We start from the raw sequence: 20,758 nt of genomic DNA, 5'->3' as shown, positions 1-20,758 counted from the left end.
ATGGATCAACATTCACTCTTATTTCAGGCAATGGTATACCTGGCTGCGGCCATTGTATTTGTACCGCTGGCCAAGAAAATGGGACTGGGAGCTGTTTTAGGCTACCTGATAGCGGGTATCATTATAGGTCCGTCGTTGCTGGGTTTTATAGGAACGGAGGGAGAAGACATCATGCATTTCGCGGAATTTGGCGTGGTAATGATGTTATTTTTAATTGGGATAGAGCTGGAACCTGCGCTATTATGGCGATTGCGGGCATCTATTCTTGGCTTGGGAGGATTGCAGGTAATACTGAGTGCTGCCGCCATAGCCGGTATTGCTTTCCTGGTGGGGCAGCCAATGAATACTTCGCTGGCGTTGGGAATGATTTTGTCGCTTTCCTCTACGGCTATCGTATTACAAACGCTGAATGAAAAAGGGTGGATGGGCACCGCAGCAGGACAAAGTGCCTTTTCTGTATTACTGTTCCAGGATATTGCCGTGATTCCAATGCTGGCTATTTTTCCTTTACTGGCGGGCAATGCAGCAGCAGAGGCATCTCATACTCATTCCCTGCGTGATAACCTGCCAGGCTGGGGACAAACACTGGTAGTATTAGGTGCAGTAGCCGTTATTATTATTGCAGGCAGATACCTGGTAAGGCCTATCATGCGGATTATAGCCCGCACGCGGGTACGTGAATTATTTACAGCTACTGCTTTGCTGATGGTAGTCGCTATTGCAGTGCTGATGAATCTTGTAGGGCTCAGTTCTGCACTGGGGGCATTTTTAGGAGGCGTAGTGCTGGCCAACAGTGAATATCGTCATGAGCTGGAAAGTGATATTGAACCTTTTAAAGGGTTGTTGCTCGGCTTATTTTTCATTGCAGTAGGGGCGTCCATCGACTTTAAACTGATCATGGCGCAGCCCTGGCTGATCATGGGTTTGGTAATTGGCATTATGGTATTAAAAGGTATTGTGCTGCTGATACTGGGCAAAATATTTAAGCTGAATTTAGATCAGAACCTATTGTTTGCCTTTGCGTTGGCGGATATCGGCGAATTTGCCTTTGTGTTGTTATCGTTTACCAGTCAAACGCATTTGATGAGTGCAGAGATGAGTGCTATGATGACCGCTGTGGTGGCCATTAGTATGGCGCTTACGCCGCTGATCATGTTACTATATGAAAAAGTAATACAACCGTATTCTACCCGTTCCGAAGTAACCGCAGAGCGGGAAGCAGATACTATTCATGAAAAGAACCCGGTGATTATAGCCGGCTTCGGCCGTTTTGGGAGTATGACCGGGCGTTTCCTTCGTGCCAATGGCATTAATGCTACCATCCTTGACCTGGATTCCGACCGGGTAGATGCGTTGCATAACCTGGGGATTAAGGTATATTACGGAGATGCCTCCCGCTATGACCTCCTCGTTGCTGCGGGCGCCGCCGATGCTAAAATGCTGATCATTGCTACCGACCATCCGGAGCAAACCCGGGACATTGTGAAGATGGCGCAACGCTATTTCCCTCACCTGCAATTGCTGGTAAGAGCTGAAAACAATGAAGACACCTTTGAACTGATGGACCTCGGGGTACTGCACATTTATCGTGAAACAGTAGATACCTCACTGCGTGTAGGCGTTGACGCTTTGCGCATGCTGGGACAACGGGCTTATCATAGTGAACGCGCTGCCCGCACTTTCTTCCGGCAGGATGAACGCACCCTGAAAGGCCTGTCGGCTTTACGCGATGATAAGAAACAATATATCAACTCCATGAAAGAGCGCATTGAAGAAATGGAAAAACTCATTTCCTCTGATCGCATAAAAACCTGGCTGGATGAAGGGCAGGGCTGGGATCCGGAAACATTACGGGATGAAATCAGGGGAGAAAGCGAGGAAGCAGCCCCCTGATCACTATCGGATATGTTCAACTATCAGCTCCGCTACCCGGTGTAACAACCCGATGTCTACAGTATTTAAATGATCATGTAATGGTTTGCTGGAAACAGCACGCACAAAGCCTTCTTCATCTGGCTCAAAAACTATTTCATGTTCGGCAATCGTTACCTTATACACCGTTTTAAATTGCTGATGCGCTGTTTGTACTTCCACGATATGCGGATGACCTTTGTATTCAAACTTGAGCGTGAAAATATCTGACATAAACTGTTACTATTGCGCAGTATTGGCTTCTTCACCGCTATGACGGTGCTGATAGCGCTTCATCCTGTTCCTTTCATCGCGTGAAAACTGATGAATTAACCACAGGGAAAAATAAGCAAGACCGCTGATGATAAATATGTAACCTATAAATCCTAACGTGTGGAATACTTTAAACCATATCCAGTCGTTGATATAGGCATACTGCGCTAAGATAGCTAAAATCACTCCTGCGATGACCAAGATCACGGCAATTTTTTTCATGGGGGAACTTCTTTATGGGATAAAACAATTTTGTACCCGTAATGATGGAGACAAACCAAATGCCATCTCATTATCACACTGGTACTCAGTGTACTTTTGTGTTTTCACGTAGATATATTTCTACATTACGCGTATTATAACGGAAGCTGATACCCGAATGTTACAGTTGCAAACGGATTCCCAGCTTATTTAAACCTCTAACGACAAATAACATGGCCACAGCAAAAAAGGCACACCAAAGTACACCTGGAATACCCTGACCCAAGACAGCAGGCAAGCCTACTCCGGCCAGCAGCATGACATAGAAAACAATGTCGGGCAGGATATACGTGAGCAACGGGTTACTGCCTGCAGGACGGAAAAATGTGGTCCACTTGCTGATATGTTTTACATCTATCAAAAAATATAAAAGAGAAAATACAGCGATACAAATAGCTGCGCTATACAGGCACCAACTAGGCGTTGCACGAATTTTTGATATCTGGTATCCCGGCCGCAGCAATAAGGCTGCCACTACTATAATGATTAAAAATCCACTCACCCTGGCCACTAACTTGCTGCCTTTTAATCCCAGGTCTTCATCAAAATAAAACAGTGATACCACCATTCCACACAACACAATAGACGTATGCGCCATGTTCCTGCTTTGTGAAGTAAATATGCTCAAATCATTGTGATGATGCTGCAGAAATATATAACCTCCAATACAAACAGCAATCATCAACATGATACCACCTGCATTTCCTTTGAATAACTGGTAAATAATACAGGCATACAGATAAGCCCAGCCAATTAACCCCAGAATGCCCCACCACTGTGGGCTTAGGCGAACCGTTCCATCACCACCGCGATAAATAATTCCCAGCACCAGTAATCCCAACAGCCCGGTACCTTTCAATATCCAGCCAATCCAGCGTTGCTGGAACGTGTATACATTCCATACCAATATAGCACATGCATAAAACAACAATGCCCATAATGGGGTACTCATTCCCGTTGCTGCAGCATTTAATTCTTCAGCATTGACCATAAAAATACCTAACACCCATAAACCTAATGTGCGCCATGCAATATGCTGCTGTAGTTTCCAGAAGCTATCTCCCTTTGCTAAACGACTGTTGATCGCAAATGGAATAGACATTCCCACAATGAAGAGAAAGGAAGGGAACACCACATCTACAAACGTCATCCGGTCTTCCTGTGCCAGTGCATGTTGCATCCAGGAAGGGATACCGCTTACACCAGATACGCTGTTCACGAAAATCATGACAAGAATAGTGATACCGCGAAATGCATCGATGGATAAAATACGGCCGGATGTGAGTCTGTTGATCATAGCGTAGTGGGTTAGGAGTTGACTTCCTAACAAAATACAACATAAAATGAATATTCACTTTAAATTATCCTGCTACCATTAAGCCCTTTTTAATTAATGGAGTCACAAAAAAATAATTACCTTTCTCCCGACAACAAAATTCTCTACAGCTTATGATGAAATACATCCTTACCGGAGCAGGTATAGCCAGTATGGCTTGCTTTGTAGCCTGCAACCAGGGACAAAAAAGCACAGACACCCAACAAGCTACACCAGATGCCGTAGCTGCCAATGTAGACAGTACGGTTAACCCCGCACAAGATTTTTTTGATTACGCCAACGGTGGCTGGATAAAACGCAATCCTATTCCCGCGGAATATAGCTCCTGGGGAATTGGTAACCTGGTACAGGAAGAGTTATATAAACGTCTTCGTACCATCAATGAGAAAGCGGTGGAAAACCCCACTGATGCTACTTCCAAAAAAATTGCTGCTTTCTGGAAAAGTGGTATGGACTCGGTGAAAATCAATGCCGATGGCATCAAGCCCATTGAAGAAGAGCTGAAAGCAATTGATGCCGCTGCCAATATATCCCAATTGGTACAACTAACCGCCAAATCGCACAACGTTTCCCTGTGTAGTTTCTACATAGGTCAGGATGCCAAAAACAGCGAATTAATGCTGGTACAATTTGGACAAGGCGGTATAGGCTTACCTAACCGGGATTATTACTTCAATACGGATGATCGCACTGCTAAAATAAGAAATGCTTATCCGGCGCATGTGGCGAAAATGCTGCAATTCACCGGCATGGATAGCACCACTGCTAAAAAAGCAGCAGCGGAAGTGGTAGCGCTGGAAACCATCCTGGCTAAGTCCAGCCGCAAACTGGAGGCCCTCCGTGACCCGGAAGCCAACTATCACAAGATGGCTGTAACACAATTAAATAAAATTGCCGGTAACGTTGACTGGGTGGATTTCATCAAACAACAGGGTATTACGAAATTCGCTGACACCGTGATTGTGGGTCAGCCGGAATTCTTTACCACCTTAAGTAATACGCTGAAATCGCAATCACTGGCTACCTGGAAAAATTACGCCAAATGGCACCTCATCAATAGCGCTGCCAGCACGCTGAGCGATACCATTGCCAACACCGACTTTGCTTTTTATGGTACCCTGATGAGAGGACAGGATAAACAGAAGCCTCGTTGGAAACGCGTACTGGATGCTGAAGAAGGCGCTATCGGTGAAGCACTGGGACAACTCTTTGCGAAAGAATTCTTTAATGCTGCTGCTAAAAAAAGATATGAAAACCTGGTAGAAGAAATACGCGGCGAACTGAAAACCCGTATCGAACACCTGGATTGGATGAGCGATAGTACCAAGCAAAAAGCATTGTATAAACTATCGAAAATCACCAAGAAAGTAGGATACCCTGATAAGTGGAAAGACTTTTCTGCCATGGATATCAAGGATCAATCCTACTATGAAAATGTACGTGCTGCTGAACGTTGGTGGCTAAACTACCAGATTGCCAAACTAGGCAAACCGGTAGATCGTACCGAATGGGATATGACCCCACAAACGTACAATGCTTATTATAACCCCAGCAACAACGAAATTGTATTGCCTGCCGGTATCTTCACCGTTCCCGGTAAACGCGACGAAGAACTGGATGATGCCGTTGTATATGGCTATGCCGGCGCTTCCACCATTGGTCACGAAATCACTCACGGCTTTGATGATGAAGGCAGACAATTTGATGCCGCCGGTAACCTGAAAAGCTGGTGGACCAAAGAAGATGAAAAGAAATTCAACGATCGTGCTGCTGTAATGGTGAAACAGTTCGACGGCTATGTTGTGGTAGATAGCTTACACATCAATGGTAAAGCCACGCTCGGCGAAAACATCGCTGACCTCGGTGGTATATTATTAGGATGGGAAGCATTTAAGAAAACCGAACAGTATAAGAAAAACGAAAAAATTGCCGGCTACACGCCCGCACAGCGCTACTTTATGGGCTATGCACTGGGATGGTTAAGTCATACTAAAAAAGAAGCACTGGCCAAACAACTGTTGACCGATGTGCATTCACCTGCTAAATACCGTGTTAATGGACCATTTAGCGATGTAGATGCTTTCTATGAAGTGTATGGTCTTAAACCTGGAGATGGCATGTACAGAGCGGATAGTACGAGAGTGCGGATCTGGTAATGAGCTGTACTTATTAATTTTTTGAAGATATCTTTTAAGAGCCGGATATAATCCGGCTCTTTTTTTATGTAGTCATATTATATTTTTTGTTTTACCTCCACTTCTCGCAGAAAGCCTTTAATAAACAGGATTACTTATTAACTTTGGCGCGCCATTCAATAGGAAACCATTCAGACACATCTCAATGAGAACAACACCTTCTTTTATGAAAAAGATGATCGGCATCTTTATTATAATCAGTACAATCCTGGGAAAGACAACCTTCGCCCAAACTTTCTCTAATGCCTTTAAACCTTTTACCAGCACGCCTAAGCACTATATATGCTATCGGGCCAAAGGCGGCTTACTGATTGATGGTAAAATCAATGAAGATTCCTGGAAACAAGTAGCATGGAGTGAAGATTTTGAAGACATTGAAGGCAAAGCCAAACCAGTGCCCCGCCTGCGCACCCGGGTAAAAATGATGTGGGATGACCAATACCTTTATATCGCTGCTGAACTGCAGGAACCGCATGTATGGGCCACGCTGCGCAATCATGATGCCATCATTTTTCATGACAACGATTTTGAAGTATTCATTGATCCTGATGGCGATACCCATCAATACTATGAAATAGAGATTAATGCGCTCAATACCGTGATGGACCTGTTTATGGGCAAGCCTTATCGGAATGGTAGCGAAGCCCTCCTAAACTGGGACACTAAGGGCATTCGCACTGCGGTGCACGTAAACGGTACACTTAATAATTCGAAAGACACAGATAAAGAATGGACCGTGGAAATGGCCATTCCTTTTACTGCGCTCAGCTTTTTCAATAACAGCGCGCGTCCTTCTGATAATACATTATGGCGGATTAATTTTTCCAGGGTTGAATGGGACACCGATATTAAAAACGGTGAATATGTGAAGCAACAAAAGCCGGAAAACAACTGGGTATGGTCGCCGCAGGATATTATCAACATGCATGCACCGGAAAGATGGGGCTACCTGTTGTTTACCACTCAGCCTAAAGCAGTATTTCAGCTACCGGCAGCAGAGGATGCCAAAGCTTACTTATGGAAAATCTATTATGCCCAAATGGCTTACAAATACAGTAATGGCAAGTATGCAGCTACCCTGGAAGCGCTGAAAATACCCGCTAAGGAAACCGGTGCTAACGGACAGGTATATTATTTGTCGATGGAAGGCATCTCAGCGCAATTTACTGCCAGCATTACCGGCAGCAACTTCCATGGAACAGTGAGTATTAACCAGGAAGGGAAAGTGACCAGCAACAGCAAGTAAATTGTAACCTGGTCAATTGCCCGAACGTTTAAAAAAACAGAAAATAACGGATATGGACAAACGTCTTTTTATTAAATCATTAGGTATCGGAGGGTTGGCATTAGTGAAGCCTTCCTTGCCGATAAGTGCTGCCACCACTGATAATAAGGCGCCGCGTCTGGAGAAAACGGCGGTACAACACCGTGTGTGGATTAATCCTGATCATAAAGATACCGCCGCTGTATTACAGTCGCGGTATGCTACTTACAGAAAAGCAGGCATCACAGATATCATGTTTGAAGCCGACAGCGAACTGCATTTCAAAACCGCTAAAGCCAATGGCATCAAAGCGCATCGCTGGATGTGGACCATGAACCGTGGCGAAAAAGATTTGCTGGCCAGTCACCCGGAATGGTATGCGAAAAACCGTAAAGGCGAATCCTGTGCGGATCATCCACCTTATGTGGACTACTACAGATGGCTTTGCCCCAGCAAACCCGAAGTGGTAAACTACCTGAAAAGCCAGGTGAAGAAAATTCTTTCACTTGATTATGTAGATGGTATTCACCTGGATTATGTACGCTTCTGCGATGTAATATTACCTGTAAACCTGTGGAGCCATTATGGTATTGATCAGTCGAAAGAATTACCGGAATATGATTTCTGCTACTGCGAACAATGCCGCAATGCGTATAAAGAAAAGAACGGCATTGATCCGTTGCAAATTGAGCATCCCGATCAAAGCCCATCCTGGCGCAAGTTCCGCTATGACCGTATTACCAACGTAGTGAACAACCTGGCCCAGGTAGCACGCCAACATAAGAAACCTATTTCAGCAGCTGTATTCCCCACACCGGAAATTGCCAAACGTATTGTGCGGCAAGACTGGACTAACTGGCCATTGAATGCGGTATGTCCTATGATTTATCATGGCTTTTACCGTGAAAATGTAAGTTGGATAGGAGATGCGGTAGCAGAAGGTGTGAAAGGATTACATGGCGCATTTCCGCTGTATGCAGGCCTTTATTTGCCTGACTTTCACGGCAATTATTCAGAGTTGGCTGAAGCAGTGAGATTGGCTATTCAAAATGGAGCCGCAGGGGTTTCTATTTTTGGTGATGTAACGCCGGAAGTACTACGGGTATTGGGAGAGTCTAGCCTTTAGCTGTTAGCTTTTAGCTTTTAGCTTTTAGCAAAATGCAGCGAAGATATAAGCATAAGTATATTTATTACTTGCTTATATCTTCGCTGCATTTTGCTAAAAGCTAACAGCTAATGGCTAAAAGCTATTACAGCCTATTTGCAGGTCTGTCTGCTGCTGCTTTACCGAAATCGTAGTTAGGTTTGTTGCCCATTTTCACTACCATAGTACCGCCTTTTATCACATCCTGGTGGGTGATAAAGCTTTTGCTATAAGGCTTTCCGTTCAGGGTAACGCTTTGAATATAGATATTCTCTGCGCTATTACCGATGGCCTGTACCGTGAATGTTTTGCCGCCGCCTACATTGATAGTGGCTTTATCAAACAGTGGACTGCCTAATACATACACACCGCTGGCGGGATTTTCAGGATAGAAGCCCAGGGAAGAAAACACATACCAGGATGACATGGCGCCGCAATCTTCGTTACCGGCCAGCCCTTCTGGTTTATCGAAATAGAATTCTTTCATTACCTGTCTTACCTTCTCTGCAGTTTTCCATTGATAACCGGCAAATGGGTACATATAGGTAACGTGATGACTAGGCTCATTACCGTGTGCATACATTCCAATCAGGCCGGAGATATCGCTGGAAGCTTCTGCTCCCATATCGCCTTTAGCTGTAAAGAGGCTGTCGAGCTTACGTGTGAAGGCATCGTCGCCGCCCATGAGGTGGATCAACCCTTCTACGTCCTGTGGCACCAGCCAGGTATATTGCCAGCCGTTACCTTCTGTGAAGTCGCCTTTCTCATGGATAGAGTTAAACGGATCGTAAGGTGTTTTGAAGCTGCCATCGCTCATACGTGGACGTACAAAGCGGATGCTGCTATCAAAGTAGTTTTTATAATAGGCTGCACGTTTTTTATAGTATTCGTAGTCAGCTGTTTTACCCATTTTCTTAGCCATGGCCGCGATGCACCAGTCGTCGATCGCATATTCCAATGCTTTTGACACAGATTCATATTCCTTATCAGCAGGGATATAGCCTAATTCTTTCACGTATTTCACGCCGAGGTCGTCGCGGGTGGAAGAGGCTTTCATAGCAGCAAACGCATCTTCAGCGTTGAAGCCTTTAAAGCCTTTCAGGTAAGCGTCTACAATGGGTGGCACTGCGTGATAGCCTACCATGCAATTGGTTTCGTTACCATTCAGGTGCCATATCGGTAATTTACCCTGCTGTTTGTAGATGGCTAGCATAGAGTTTACAAAGCTGTTCACCTTATCAGGGTGCAGAATGGTACTCAATGGTGCACAGGAGCGATAGATATCCCACAGGGAGAAAACAGAATAGTTATCGAAGCCTGGATTAGCATATACTTTTTTGTCGGTACCGCGATAGCTACCATCATGATCATTGAACAAAGCAGGATCAATCATGGTATGATACAGTGCAGTATAGAATACGCGGCGAGCTGCTTCATCTTTTGTTTCAATTTTTACCTTAGACAGCTCTTTATCCCATTTGGCATTGGCGGTATTCACCACTTTGGCAAAGTCCCATCCTGGAATTTCTGCTTTGATATTAGCCAATGCGTTTTCGCTGCTTACCGGGGAGATGCCTACTTTTAGCAGTACCTGTCCGGGTGATTTATCGAATACGATCACCCCTTTGGCAGTTTTTGACTTTACGGAGTTACCGGTTTGTTGGGTATCTCCATCAAATACCAGGAATTGTTTTACCGGCACGGAGGATTTGATGGCAAACCACAGGCGCTGGTCTTCCGCCCATCCTTTGGAGTAGCGGTACCCTTCGAGTGTGTATTCATCTACCTGACGAATAAATGTTTCTACTGGCGCATCCCAGCCGATACCTTCTTTCAGGTCAATGATAATATTAGCTTGTTGATTTTTCGGGAAAGTATAACGATGTAAGGCGACCCTTTCTGAAGCGGTGAGTTCTGCTTTAATCTTATAGTCGTCCAACTGCACAGCGTAGTAGCCAGGGCGAACGGTTTCGCCTTTGTGCGAGTAATGGGAACCGTATCCGGAGGTAGGATCTTCCTGTGTGCCCCTGTTGGTTCTTACTTTACCGGTGTAGGGCATTACCAGTACATCGCCGAGGTCACCGATACCGGTACCGCTCAGGTGCATCTGGGAGAAGCCTATCAGCACACTGTCTGAGTAGTGGTAGCCAGAGCACCAATCCCAGCCCTTTACAATATTGGTAGGTCCGGTTTGTACCGCACCGTAAGGAACGCTGGCACCCACGAATACGTGTCCATGACCACCAGAGCCAATGTATGGATCTACTGAAGCAACTGATTTACTTTCAACAAATGTTTCCTTCTTCTGAGCATCTGCCTGAATGCTGTGAGTCAGCAATGCAGATAACGCCAATGCGCCACCTATCTTGAATCCCGTGTTCATAATGAAAAACCTTTAATAATCCGGCAATTTACGGCCTGATGATTAACTTTTTTAGTTAATTTTTTCAGAAATGGGCAATGGGCTCCAGTTGCCGTACCGGCGGAGTAACGTCTTCTTTTTTTACTAAAAACTTGTCAGTAAAGATTTCATAAGCAACCATCAGCCACAACACCAGGCAGGGTAAGGCTTTCAGCGCATAAGGCACTGCCAGGTTTTTCCTCACCCACGGCGTTACCACATCTGAATGTGAGAAACTCACCAACAAAATGGCAAAAAAGATAAATATGTTATTCCACTTTGTGGCCGGCTGCATCACATACCAGATACAGATAGCGGGGATCGCAATAATGTAGGTAGGCGACTCTGAGCTGCTGCTAAACAGTACAGGGAACATGATGGTGGAGCATAAAATGTATAAGCGATAGCGGGAATTGTAACGATACTTCAGCCGGGTATACTGCAACAGGAATATTACTACTGCCGGAATCAATACCACAAGGCTGTTCAGCTCCGGCATATGAAATACCCGTTTGATAAAACCACCTGCAGAAATGTCCTGGAAGCTGCGTATATCACCCAGGTTCAGCTGATTTTTATGAACCAGTGCCGCATACCATTCGTAATAGCAATTAACGATGTAATGGGGAGAAGAAATAATCATGGGCAGGGCAAACAATACGCCGCCCCACAGGAACAGCCCACTAATAAAGCGTCTCGGATTGGGGCTGAAAAAGAAAAATGCCAGTCCTACGATACCATAAAACTTGGTAAGCGTACCTAATACAATGAAAAAGGTGGCCCAGAGCTCTTTTCCTTTGATGGTATATGTAAAAGTTAATATGATAAAAGCGCCTATAAACTGGTTGAGCTGAAACCATCCGCTGGCGCCCATGAGTTCCTGGGTACATAGCAGCAGGATAATATTTTGCTGCATGCGGTTGAGCGGCAACTGACGAATGGCGTAAAAAAGCACAGCAGCACCAGACATTGCCCACACCAGGGCGCCTATATGTGTGTCCAGTGCAGCAAATGGTGCAATCACCATACTAAACACGGGGCCGTATAGGTTTACATCGTAATATTCTGTGGGATAGGGGATATAGAGCGGTTGCTGATGAAGAACGTGGAAGAATACATTCTTAAATATCAGAAAATTATTAATATTTCCCCTGGATATTTCCATAACGGCGCCCAGGAAAGCCAGTCCAAACCACAAAGTGAGGATTAGCCATTCCCGCTCAGCCAGGTAAGTCAGCACATTCCTTTTTTCGCGCATAGCAACAGTTACTAGATAAAATAAAAAGCTACAGTACGCAGGTATGACGCACCTGCTGTGCGCATCCCCCTACTGAAACTTAATTATCCGGCAAATATCCAGGTATTGAAGCGATCCACAAAGGATATATGATCCTACTTTTCGGACTCCGCCCACTGTTTGGACTGCGTATTAATAGCGTATACTACTGCTGCCATTACAACTGCGCAGCCAATTACAAAGGAACTTATCAATAAAATCATAGCAAACCCGATTTTTTCACATGAACCCAAATGTAATAAAAAAGTAGCAGGTGTATTCCGCCCGGTTGGAAGCGGCAATTTTTGTAAATTACCTTCATGAGTGCAAAAGGAAGACGTTCAGGCAAGGACGAAAAATTAACCTTTAAAGAGCGACTGGCGGCATTACGGAACTTACCGGCATTTTTCCGCATGGTATGGCAAACCAGCCCGGGTTTGACAATCGCCAATAGTATATTACGGGTGGCCCAATCGGCCATGCCTTTATCTTTACTTTATGTAGGTAAACTGATCATAGACCAGGTAGTACAGCTGAATAAAGACCCACATCATTCCACCACCTGGTTGTGGCAATTGGTAGCCATAGAATTTGGACTGGCGATCATATCTGATGGGCTGGGCCGCGTTATTTCCCTGCTGGATGGGCTATTGGGGGATCTCTTCGCCAACCACACCTCCGTAAAAATCATGGAACATGCTGCCACTCTGGATTTAGATCAATTTGAAGACGCCGATTTTTATGATAAACTGGAACGTGCGCGGCAACAAACTACGGGGCGGACTATACTGTTGGCGCAGGTTTTAAGCCAGGTACAGGATATTATCACCATCATATTCCTGGCGGCGGGCCTTGTGCTATTCAATCCCTGGCTGATTTTATTACTATTGCTGGCTGTTATTCCTGCATTCTTAAATGAATCGCATTTCAACGACCTATCCTATAAGCTGGCCTGGGGGCAAACTTCCGATCGGCGGGAGCTGGACTATATCCGCTACCTCGGCGCCAGCGATGAAACGGCGAAAGAGGTGAAAGTATTTGATCTTTCTAATTTCCTGATTAGCCGCTTCCGGACTATCTCCGATAAATTTTATGCTGATAAAAAAGACTTGCAGGTACGGGATGCCACGTGGGGTACGGTGTTCGCTATATTGGGCGCTGCCGGCTATTATGCCGCTTATGTGATCATCATATTGCGAACTATCAGCGGGCATCTCAGCATTGGTGACCTGGCTTTCCTGGCAGGATCATTCCGGCAACTGCGCACTACCTTCCAGGGTATCCTCATTCGTTTTTCCAGTGTTACACAGGGTGCTTTATACCTGCGTGATTTGTTTGAATATTTTGAGATGCAGCCTAAAATGGTGCCGCCAGTGCGTCCACGGCCATTTCCCAATCCTATTCAACAGGGATTTACATTTGAAGATGTAGGGTTTAAATATATTAATTCCGACAAATGGGCCATCCGGCATTTAAATTTCACCCTGCACGCCGGAGAAAAACTGGCGTTGGTAGGAGAGAATGGCGCCGGGAAAACTACGCTGGTAAAGTTATTATCCCGGCTTTACGATCCTGTGGAAGGGCGGATTTTACTGGATGGTATTGACCTGAGGGAATATGACCTGAAAGAATTACGTGTACATGTTGGCGTTATATTCCAGGATTTCCAGCGCTACCAGATGACGGTATCGCAAAATATTGCCGTGGGCAATATTGCGCAAAGCGATAACCAGCATATGATTGAGGATGCCGCGCAACAAAGCCTTGCCTACCCGCTCATTGAAAAGATGCCGCAGGGATATAATCAGATGCTGGGACGTCGCTTTCACCAGGGAATAGAATTGTCTGGTGGTGAATGGCAGAAGATTGCACTGGCGCGGGCTTACATGAAAGATGCACAACTGCTGATACTGGATGAACCTACTTCTGCGCTGGATGCCAGGGCGGAATACAATGTATTTCTCCGGTTTGCAGACCTCACCCGTCATAAAACAGCGGTATTAATTTCTCACCGGTTTTCTACTGTTCGTATGGCCAACCGCATACTGGTACTGGAAAGAGGTGCTTTAGTTGAGATTGGAAGTCATGAAGAACTGCTGGCTAAAAAGGGGAGATATGCGGAGCTGTTTGAATTACAGGCCGCGGGATATAAATAAAAAAGGGGAACGCCTTTGGCATCCCCCTTTTTAAAGAAAAACTATGGCGGAAGAAGAGCTAATACCTCTTGTAAAGAGGACGCACCTGCGCGGGGAGTACCCCTATTGGTTCCTATAAAAGTTTATTGATAGCTTCCCTGATAATGCTTTCTGCGCTTGGCCGCGGAGCATCTGCACTTACTACCTTTCCGTCTTTATCGAACAGCAGGAAGGTAGGATAGCCAGGCACCTGGTAATACTGCATGAAAGCTGTTTTTTCTCCGGAATACAACTGTAATGTTTGCTTGTGGCCAGCCATTTCTATCCAGGTAGCCTTGTCTTTAGGTCTATCTGCCGAAATACCTAAAAACACGACATCCTTACCAGCATAATCAGCGGCCATTTTTTCGAATAGCGGCGCTTCAGCGCGGCAGGGGCCACACCAGGTGGTCCATACATCTATATACACTACTTTTCCTTTGAGGTCGCTGAAGTGCCAGATTTTGCCTTTGTGATCTTCCAGGGCGAAATTGAGTCCCGGTGAGCCTGGCAGTACATTTCCCATGGTGGCAATCAGTTGTTGCAAACGGTTTTGAAAGGCGGTATCCTTTATAGGCGCAGCCGCCGCCATGGCTAGCTTACGGGCAACAGGCAACTGGTTTGTTGTGTAGTGTTTATTGAGATAAGAAAAATAAGTATTCTTCACATATACAAACCTGGCCACTTCCTTAAAAGGCGCATACTTGTTTATCTGCAATATCTTCTGTCCCAGGAAAGCCATTTTTGTACTGTCGTTCATGCCGGTCATAGCGCTTTTATAGCGCTGATTCAGCATCCAGTCGTAAGTAAAAAAGAAGCCTCTTCTAGCCTCTTCCGGAAGAATATACTTTACAAAAACCGGGTTGTTCATCAGCGCAAAGGCTTTGTCGTCATAGGCTGGCGCGAGTAAAGCAGTGGGCAGGCCTGGTGTTATTTTATTATCGTCATAATACCAACCATAGGCGTAACGGATGGTGAGGAGGTTGAATCCATACATCGTTTCCAGGTAAGTGTTCTTACCGGCCAATTGCTTTGCGGTAGCGTATACTTTGTTCATGCGTTGCAACAGGCCTTCCATTGAGGTAACTGTGGCTTTGTTTTCGTCTAAACCCGTCCACAGATCATTCATCACTTCAGAAGTGTGATAGTCGTACCACGCCAGTACATTATTCAATGTGCCTGCGTTGGAATGAAGCGTATCCATCAGGAGGCCTTGACTTTTCCCGTTGAACGTAAGACTCAGCGAGTCGCCAGGCTTCAGGTATATCTTCTGTGATGAGCTGACTTCTTTGCCATGTACGGCCAGTGTTACGATTACCGGTTCAGTGATATCAGTACTCCAGGTGATATTTTTCGCACTATCTGCCGGGAAACGTTCCCCTGCCGGTTTCATTTTGCGTACTAATACTTCGTTTATGGGTGGCAGTTGCTCCACGTAAAAGTATCCGTCTATACCCTTAGCAGTGAGGGTAATCGCACTGCGCTGTGGCTTGCTTTCCCTGATTTGCGCCTTTACTACCGATACAGCAGTGAGGGCAAAAAGTAAAAAGATGGTAGCTCTCATAGTTATCTTGGATTTTGTTCCAGGTGGCTGGAGGTAATTTCCTTATCGGGAATAGGAAACACGTAGCGGTTGCTGCCTGGGGTTAGCGTCAGGGTTTGGCCGCCGAGTGTACGCGTTAACGTTACCTGTTGCTCCGGATCCATATTTAATCTTTTGAGATCCATGAGGCGGAGGTTTCTAAACACTAGCTCCTTGCGACGCTCCAGCAGTACTGTTTCCAGTGCCTCTTTAGCCGATGCGGCAGTTAAAGGCTGGAAAGTATTTTCTTCGAAACGGTTTACCAGCAAGGTATTCAGATCGCCCATTGCTTTGGATGGCTCATTTTTACGTGCATAACATTCTGCCCGGACCAGGTAAAGTTCTGCTACTGTAAAACCTGAAAATGGAGAAGGCACATTTGTACGGCCACCATCGTTATAAGTACCGATGTATTGATAGTTCCCGTCATCCGGCATCTCTCTAAATAATAATGATGCGCGCAGATCATGTTCCTTATACAACTGGTACACCTCCGGAGAAATAAAATGATTTTTAGCATATATCCCTGTGGTAGAGGAGATAAAAATCACTTCCGGATTATTCACAATATTTACCGGGAATACGGCGTCAAACGTGGAGTTGGCCGGATCTACCGTTTTATAGTCTACCAGGGTATTTTGGAGAGACAACGCACTATTTGCCTGTTCCATGGCCTGATCATATTTACCCATCTGCAGGTTAATACGTGCCGACAAAGCATAAGCAGCAGCCCGGCACGGCCTGGTTTTAAAAGATGATTTTGCCGGCAACAAGCGGATAGCATTATTGACATCACTGAGTACCTGGTCATATACTTCTTTCACACTATTTCGTGTAATCGACGCCGTTATATCAGATGATAATCTCAGCGGCACACCCGGATCTTTATCGGCAGTAGCAACATTGTATTGTTTCGCGAAGGTGTTCACCAGGTTAAAATAGGCATAAGCGCGGTAGAACATCGCTTCTCCCTCAACCTGGTTGCGTGTTTCCGGGAGCCCGGCGGGATTAGCCGCCAGTCCTTCCAGGATGGTGTTAACATAAAAAATTATTTTATAAGGGGCGCCCCAGTCGCGGATATCTTCATCTGCTGCGAACACATCTTTGCTCCAGGTATAGAGACGCTGCTGATATTCCTGCGACAGATCGCCATATTGGCTTTCTGATAGCGACAGGTCGTCGGTCATGATATCTCCCAGGCCTGGTGTCAGCGTCATTGTCCACTGGTCATCGAGCAGTAAGCGAAAGTCTTCTACGGTGCCGGGAATGAGTTTGTCTTTCGGCTGTATGTCCAGGTAGTCTTTACAACCTGCCAAAGCCGCCGCTATAAAAGCAAATATGATATATATACTCCTTTTCATTGCTTAGTCGTTTGATATGATTAGAAACCTACTTTAGCGCCAATAGCCAGTGTACGCACCGGTGGCATCACCGATGAAAACGTTTGTGGCGCATAATCAGGATCTATTCCATTTTTATTAGCTCTCCAGATAATGCCCAGGTTGCTGGCCTGCGCATACAGCGTGATACGGTTCACTGGCAGGCGAGCCACCGTTTGCCGGGTGATGTCGTAGCTTAACAGCACATCCTGCAAGCGGATATGATCTGCTTTATCCACGTTTACATCTGAATATTGATAGAAATCATTGTTCACCCTGTCCTGTGTTCTTACTGCTGTGAAAGCAGGAATATTGGTTTTCTTCTCATCACCGGGTTGTTTCCAACGGTCTTTGAAGCTATCAGGGCCACGTTGGTACATCACCGCCATGGTGTAGTAGCCCAGGTCGCTGCGGCGATAGTAGTGCCCCAGTTTATACAGGAGATTCACCGTCAGGCTTAATTGCTTGTAGGAGAATGTATTTGCCAGGCTACCGAATACGGGTGGGTTCACTGCGCCAATATATTTCATCTTGTAGATGTTATCGTAGAGGCGTCCGGCTTCAAAACGGTCGGTAACGGTTTTGCCGTCAGGGCCCAGAATGGTGGCATTTCCTTTTGCATCCAGTCCACCCCAGGGGTAGGCCCAGATACCGAATAACGGATATCCTTCTACCGGCAGGTAAGTAGACTTATCGTCATCATCGCGGCCACCATAGAGCAGGAACAGCGAAGGGTTCATGTCGCCGCCGGTATTGTAAAATTTAGTCACCTTATCTTTTGCAATGCTCAACATAAACGTCGTATTCCAGCGGAAGTTGTTGGTGCTGATGTTACGTGAGTCCAGCTTCAGTTCCCAGCCATTGGTGCGCATAGCTGCAATATTGCTGCTAACACTGTTAAACCCGGTAGACGGCGCCAGGAAGTCGCTTCCAAACAGATCCTGTGCACGCTTGTTGAAATACTCCAATGATCCGCTCAATGTTTCATGGAACAGCGCGAAGTCCACGCCGAGGTTCACTTGTCCTACTTTTTCCCAGCGGAGGTTAGGGTTGGCCGGGTTGATAATGTTGGCATAAGGAATGAACGAAGTAGAGTTTTCCCCCGAAGGCATGAGGCTGGCAGTGGTATAGGCCGTAGCCGTTTTGTTGATATTACCGTTAAAGCCATAGGTAGCACGCAGCTTCAGCATATCTACCCAGTTCACATGGAAGAAGCGCTCACGTTGTATCTGCCAGGCTGCACCTACTGACCACAGTGGATTCAGGCGACGGTTACGTTGTACGCCGAAGAGATTGGATCCGTCTACACGTCCGCTGGCGGATAACGTATAGCGGTTCAGGTAAGTATAAGAGGCATTGGTAAAATAAGAAACGAAACGATCTTTGATGTAGGTAATCGGGGTACCTACGCCCAACACGCTACCAATAGAATTGGTGAATCCATATAAATCGGGGAATTGCGTTACCATATCCACATCTGCATATTGCAGCGTACGATCGTTGTAACCGAAGAGGCGTTGCTTATTTCCTTCTCTCAAAATCTCCCGGGCTTCTGCGCCAGCAATAGCTGCTATGGTGTGTTTCTTGCCCCAGATGTGGTTGAAATTCAGTTGGCTGCGGAAGGTTTGCGCAGTCAACTCAGTTTTACCCAGGGTTAAGATATCTCCCAAAGGCAAATGTCTTACCTGTTCACCATCGATAGTTTCAGAGAAGAGATTGACATTGTCTCTTACCCAGAACCGGCGCTGATCCGCCAGGTCCCTGTCTGATCCGGTATTTTTCTCCAGGTTATATTTCAGGTCGAGGTTTAGGCCCTTAGCGATTTCATAGTTGGCACCCAGTCTAACGTTAACGGCCATACTTTTTATGTGGCGGTTCATCATTTGATATTCCGTGAGCGGGTAGTAGTCCATGTTGAGAAGCCCCTGGTTGTAGCCATTTTGCTTGAAGGCATCATTGTACATCCAGGGAATTTTCAGGGCATTGCCTTTGTCGTCTACGAGGCGGGTGTAAGGGGAGGGGATCTGCGCTGATACATTGGTAGCGCTGCGCGAGCCACTGATCATATCGAAAGGCGAGCCACTGTTGACATCAAAAGGGTTGGTAGTATTGCCCTGAGAGAGTTGCCCGGCGATACTCAGTTCTAATTTCTTTGTTACACGTACGGTGTTGTTGGTATTCAGGGTGAACCGCTCATAGTCGTTGCCCACCATGTAGTTAGCATTCTTATCATATCCTGCGGAGAGATAATATTGCATGTTTTCACTACCGCCACTTACATTTACCTGGTACTGCTGGGTAAGTGTATTGCGGGTGAATAAACGGCTATAGTCGTCCAGGATTTCGATATTACGCAGTGCGTCTACTTTTTGCGTGGCCACCTCATTGGTGATTTTTCCATCTTTGGCATCTTTCCAGATCTGTACCGCTTCCGGAATAGGTTGGCGGCTGCCGGGAGAAAACAGCGAATTAAATCTACCTGCTTTAAACAATATCTGTTGGGCATCTATATAATCACTGCTACTCATTAAGTGTAGCTGGCTATAATCTGGTTTCTTTCCGAAAATGATGTTGGATCTTGCTTCTACCGTAGGGCGCTGGTTTAGTTTACCCTGGCGGGTAGTGATCACAATAACGCCGTTGGCTGCACGAACACCCCAGATAGAGGCCGCGGCAGCATCTTTCAGGATGGTAATGCTTTCTACATCATCGGGGTCGATGCTATTCAGATCACCTTCTATCGGGAAACCATTTACCACAATCAGGGGCTGATCTTCTGAGAACAGTGTACTGCGGCCACGGAGGCTCAGCTTGGGCTTATCGGAAGTCACGCTCCTGGAGAAAGACAACCCCGTGCTTAATCCTTCCAGTTTATCGAGGATATTGGTAGACACGCGCTTATCCAATTGCGATTTGTCTACCTGCGAAAATGAGCCGGTAGCACGCTCCTTCGGCAGGGTGATATATCCTGTAGTCACCACTACTTCATTGAGCTTCTTTTTATCTTCCTCCAAATAAATCACCCCGTTATCCTCCGCTCTCAGTTCTTTGGTGATATATCCCAGGAAAGATACCTGCAACACGGGATGCTGTATACCGGTGGTAATTGTAAACGCACCACTGCTGTTGGTAGTTGCACCTTTATCTGTGCCCCGTACGCGGACAGTAGCGCCTATCAGCGGCTGCTTACCTTCATACGACAATACCCGGCCACTAATCGTATATTCTGCCGCAGCGGTCGTCCCCTTCGGCGTTACTACAATCGTTTTATCTACTACCTTCCAGGTAAAGGGAATCTGGCTAAAGCATTGCTGCAACGCAGCTTCCAGCGATGCCTGCTTCACCGACAAGCTCACTGTTCCCGCCTTTTTTATAGACTCGTTGTTATATAAAAACTCATACCCTGTTTGTTGCTGAATAACAGCAAATGCTTTTTCAACGGGCACCTGCTGCAGGCTGGTCGTGACTGACTGCGCGCATAGCGACCCTATATACTGCATACAAAGCAGTAATATCGACAATCGTTTCATTGACTACAAGAGATTTTGGCTCAGCGCGCATG

13 protein-coding genes are annotated in these 20,758 nt (G+C 45.9%); 5 read left to right on the top strand and 8 right to left on the bottom strand.

Going from position 1 to position 20,758, the window contains the following annotated elements; translation table 11 throughout:
* Positions 1 to 1,893 carry a monovalent cation:proton antiporter-2 (CPA2) family protein gene (locus J7623_RS10210; protein ID WP_291919827.1) on the top strand — a complete coding sequence of 631 codons (1,893 nt, stop codon included), beginning with the start codon at positions 1 to 3 and terminating at the stop codon, positions 1,891 to 1,893.
* Positions 1,894 to 1,896: 3 nt separating this feature from the next.
* Here J7623_RS10210 and J7623_RS10205 read toward each other — a convergent pair whose 3' ends face one another.
* From J7623_RS10205 to J7623_RS10195, 3 genes are all read right to left on the bottom strand, one after another.
* Positions 1,897 to 2,145: a hypothetical protein gene (locus tag J7623_RS10205; RefSeq protein WP_291919825.1), complete on the bottom strand. Its 249-nt coding sequence runs from the start codon at positions 2,143 to 2,145 to the stop codon at positions 1,897 to 1,899.
* A gap of 9 nt (positions 2,146 to 2,154) precedes the next feature.
* Positions 2,155 to 2,406: a hypothetical protein gene (locus J7623_RS10200; RefSeq protein ID WP_291919824.1), complete on the bottom strand. Its 252-nt coding sequence runs from the start codon at positions 2,404 to 2,406 to the stop codon at positions 2,155 to 2,157.
* A 160-nt stretch (positions 2,407 to 2,566) separates the two neighbouring features.
* Entirely contained in the window at positions 2,567 to 3,742 is a 1,176-nt protein-coding gene (locus J7623_RS10195) for a DUF5009 domain-containing protein (RefSeq protein WP_291919822.1), read from the bottom strand.
* A gap of 152 nt (positions 3,743 to 3,894) precedes the next feature.
* On the opposite strand from J7623_RS10195, the gene J7623_RS10190 reads away from it, so the two are divergent.
* The 3 genes from J7623_RS10190 (at position 3,895) to J7623_RS10180 (ending at position 8,366) form a co-directional block, all read left to right on the top strand.
* Positions 3,895 to 5,937: a M13 family metallopeptidase gene (locus J7623_RS10190; RefSeq protein WP_291919820.1), complete on the top strand. Its 2,043-nt coding sequence runs from the start codon at positions 3,895 to 3,897 to the stop codon at positions 5,935 to 5,937.
* Positions 5,938 to 6,142: 205 nt separating this feature from the next.
* The gene (locus J7623_RS10185; RefSeq protein ID WP_291919818.1) at positions 6,143 to 7,222 is read left to right on the top strand and encodes a carbohydrate-binding family 9-like protein; all 1,080 of its coding nucleotides are present in this window, start codon (positions 6,143 to 6,145) and stop codon (positions 7,220 to 7,222) included.
* A gap of 52 nt (positions 7,223 to 7,274) precedes the next feature.
* Positions 7,275 to 8,366, top strand: a complete 1,092-nt coding sequence (locus J7623_RS10180; protein ID WP_291919816.1) for a family 10 glycosylhydrolase — start codon at positions 7,275 to 7,277, stop codon at positions 8,364 to 8,366.
* 124 nt (positions 8,367 to 8,490) lie between these two features.
* Here the strand turns inward: J7623_RS10180 and J7623_RS10175 are convergent, their stop codons facing one another.
* Together J7623_RS10175 and J7623_RS10170 are read right to left on the bottom strand one after the other, a co-directional pair.
* On the bottom strand, positions 8,491 to 10,767 hold the full coding sequence (locus J7623_RS10175) for a GH92 family glycosyl hydrolase (RefSeq protein ID WP_291919813.1): 2,277 nt from the start codon (positions 10,765 to 10,767) through the stop codon (positions 8,491 to 8,493).
* Positions 10,768 to 10,831: 64 nt separating this feature from the next.
* Positions 10,832 to 12,043 (bottom strand): glycosyltransferase family 87 protein, encoded by a 1,212-nt coding sequence (locus J7623_RS10170; RefSeq protein WP_291919811.1) that lies wholly within the window; start codon positions 12,041 to 12,043, stop codon positions 10,832 to 10,834.
* A gap of 338 nt (positions 12,044 to 12,381) precedes the next feature.
* Here J7623_RS10170 and J7623_RS10165 point away from each other — a divergent pair, with 338 nt between their 5' ends.
* Positions 12,382 to 14,217 carry an ABC transporter ATP-binding protein gene (locus J7623_RS10165; protein ID WP_291919809.1) on the top strand — a complete coding sequence of 612 codons (1,836 nt, stop codon included), beginning with the start codon at positions 12,382 to 12,384 and terminating at the stop codon, positions 14,215 to 14,217.
* 112 nt (positions 14,218 to 14,329) lie between these two features.
* Here the strand turns inward: J7623_RS10165 and J7623_RS10160 are convergent, their stop codons facing one another.
* From J7623_RS10160 to J7623_RS10150, 3 genes are read right to left on the bottom strand one after another with little or no spacing between them, the layout of a single operon-like run.
* Positions 14,330 to 15,799 carry a TlpA disulfide reductase family protein gene (locus tag J7623_RS10160; RefSeq protein ID WP_291919807.1) on the bottom strand — a complete coding sequence of 490 codons (1,470 nt, stop codon included), beginning with the start codon at positions 15,797 to 15,799 and terminating at the stop codon, positions 14,330 to 14,332.
* 2 nt (positions 15,800 to 15,801) lie between these two features.
* Positions 15,802 to 17,178 carry a RagB/SusD family nutrient uptake outer membrane protein gene (locus J7623_RS10155; RefSeq protein WP_291919805.1) on the bottom strand — a complete coding sequence of 459 codons (1,377 nt, stop codon included), beginning with the start codon at positions 17,176 to 17,178 and terminating at the stop codon, positions 15,802 to 15,804.
* A 20-nt stretch (positions 17,179 to 17,198) separates the two neighbouring features.
* Positions 17,199 to 20,726: a SusC/RagA family TonB-linked outer membrane protein gene (locus J7623_RS10150; protein ID WP_291919803.1), complete on the bottom strand. Its 3,528-nt coding sequence runs from the start codon at positions 20,724 to 20,726 to the stop codon at positions 17,199 to 17,201.
* Positions 20,727 to 20,758 lie beyond the last annotated feature (32 nt).

The organism is Chitinophaga sp., assembly GCF_017745275.1.
In the GTDB taxonomy this organism is placed as follows: Bacteria; Bacteroidota; Bacteroidia; order Chitinophagales; family Chitinophagaceae; genus Chitinophaga.
Note: the sequence above shows the minus strand (reverse complement) of the source record. Positions and strands in the feature narration are given on the sequence as shown.

Bases quoted from the DNA above. Each gene is read 5' to 3' on its own strand.
- J7623_RS10150 (WP_291919803.1), bottom strand. From the start codon at position 20,726: ATGAAACGATTGTCGATATTACTGCTTTGTATGCAGTATATAGGGTCG.
- J7623_RS10190 (WP_291919820.1), top strand. From the start codon at position 3,895: ATGATGAAATACATCCTTACCGGAGCAGGTATAGCCAGTATGGCTTGC.
- J7623_RS10205 (WP_291919825.1), bottom strand. From the start codon at position 2,145: ATGTCAGATATTTTCACGCTCAAGTTTGAATACAAAGGTCATCCGCAT.
- J7623_RS10160 (WP_291919807.1), bottom strand. From the start codon at position 15,799: ATGAGAGCTACCATCTTTTTACTTTTTGCCCTCACTGCTGTATCGGTA.
- J7623_RS10175 (WP_291919813.1), bottom strand. From the start codon at position 10,767: ATGAACACGGGATTCAAGATAGGTGGCGCATTGGCGTTATCTGCATTG.
- J7623_RS10180 (WP_291919816.1), top strand. From the start codon at position 7,275: ATGGACAAACGTCTTTTTATTAAATCATTAGGTATCGGAGGGTTGGCA.
- J7623_RS10170 (WP_291919811.1), bottom strand. From the start codon at position 12,043: ATGCGCGAAAAAAGGAATGTGCTGACTTACCTGGCTGAGCGGGAATGG.
- J7623_RS10195 (WP_291919822.1), bottom strand. From the start codon at position 3,742: ATGATCAACAGACTCACATCCGGCCGTATTTTATCCATCGATGCATTT.
- J7623_RS10155 (WP_291919805.1), bottom strand. From the start codon at position 17,178: ATGAAAAGGAGTATATATATCATATTTGCTTTTATAGCGGCGGCTTTG.
- J7623_RS10185 (WP_291919818.1), top strand. From the start codon at position 6,143: ATGAAAAAGATGATCGGCATCTTTATTATAATCAGTACAATCCTGGGA.
- J7623_RS10200 (WP_291919824.1), bottom strand. From the start codon at position 2,406: ATGAAAAAAATTGCCGTGATCTTGGTCATCGCAGGAGTGATTTTAGCT.
- J7623_RS10210 (WP_291919827.1), top strand. From the start codon at position 1: ATGGATCAACATTCACTCTTATTTCAGGCAATGGTATACCTGGCTGCG.
- J7623_RS10165 (WP_291919809.1), top strand. From the start codon at position 12,382: ATGAGTGCAAAAGGAAGACGTTCAGGCAAGGACGAAAAATTAACCTTT.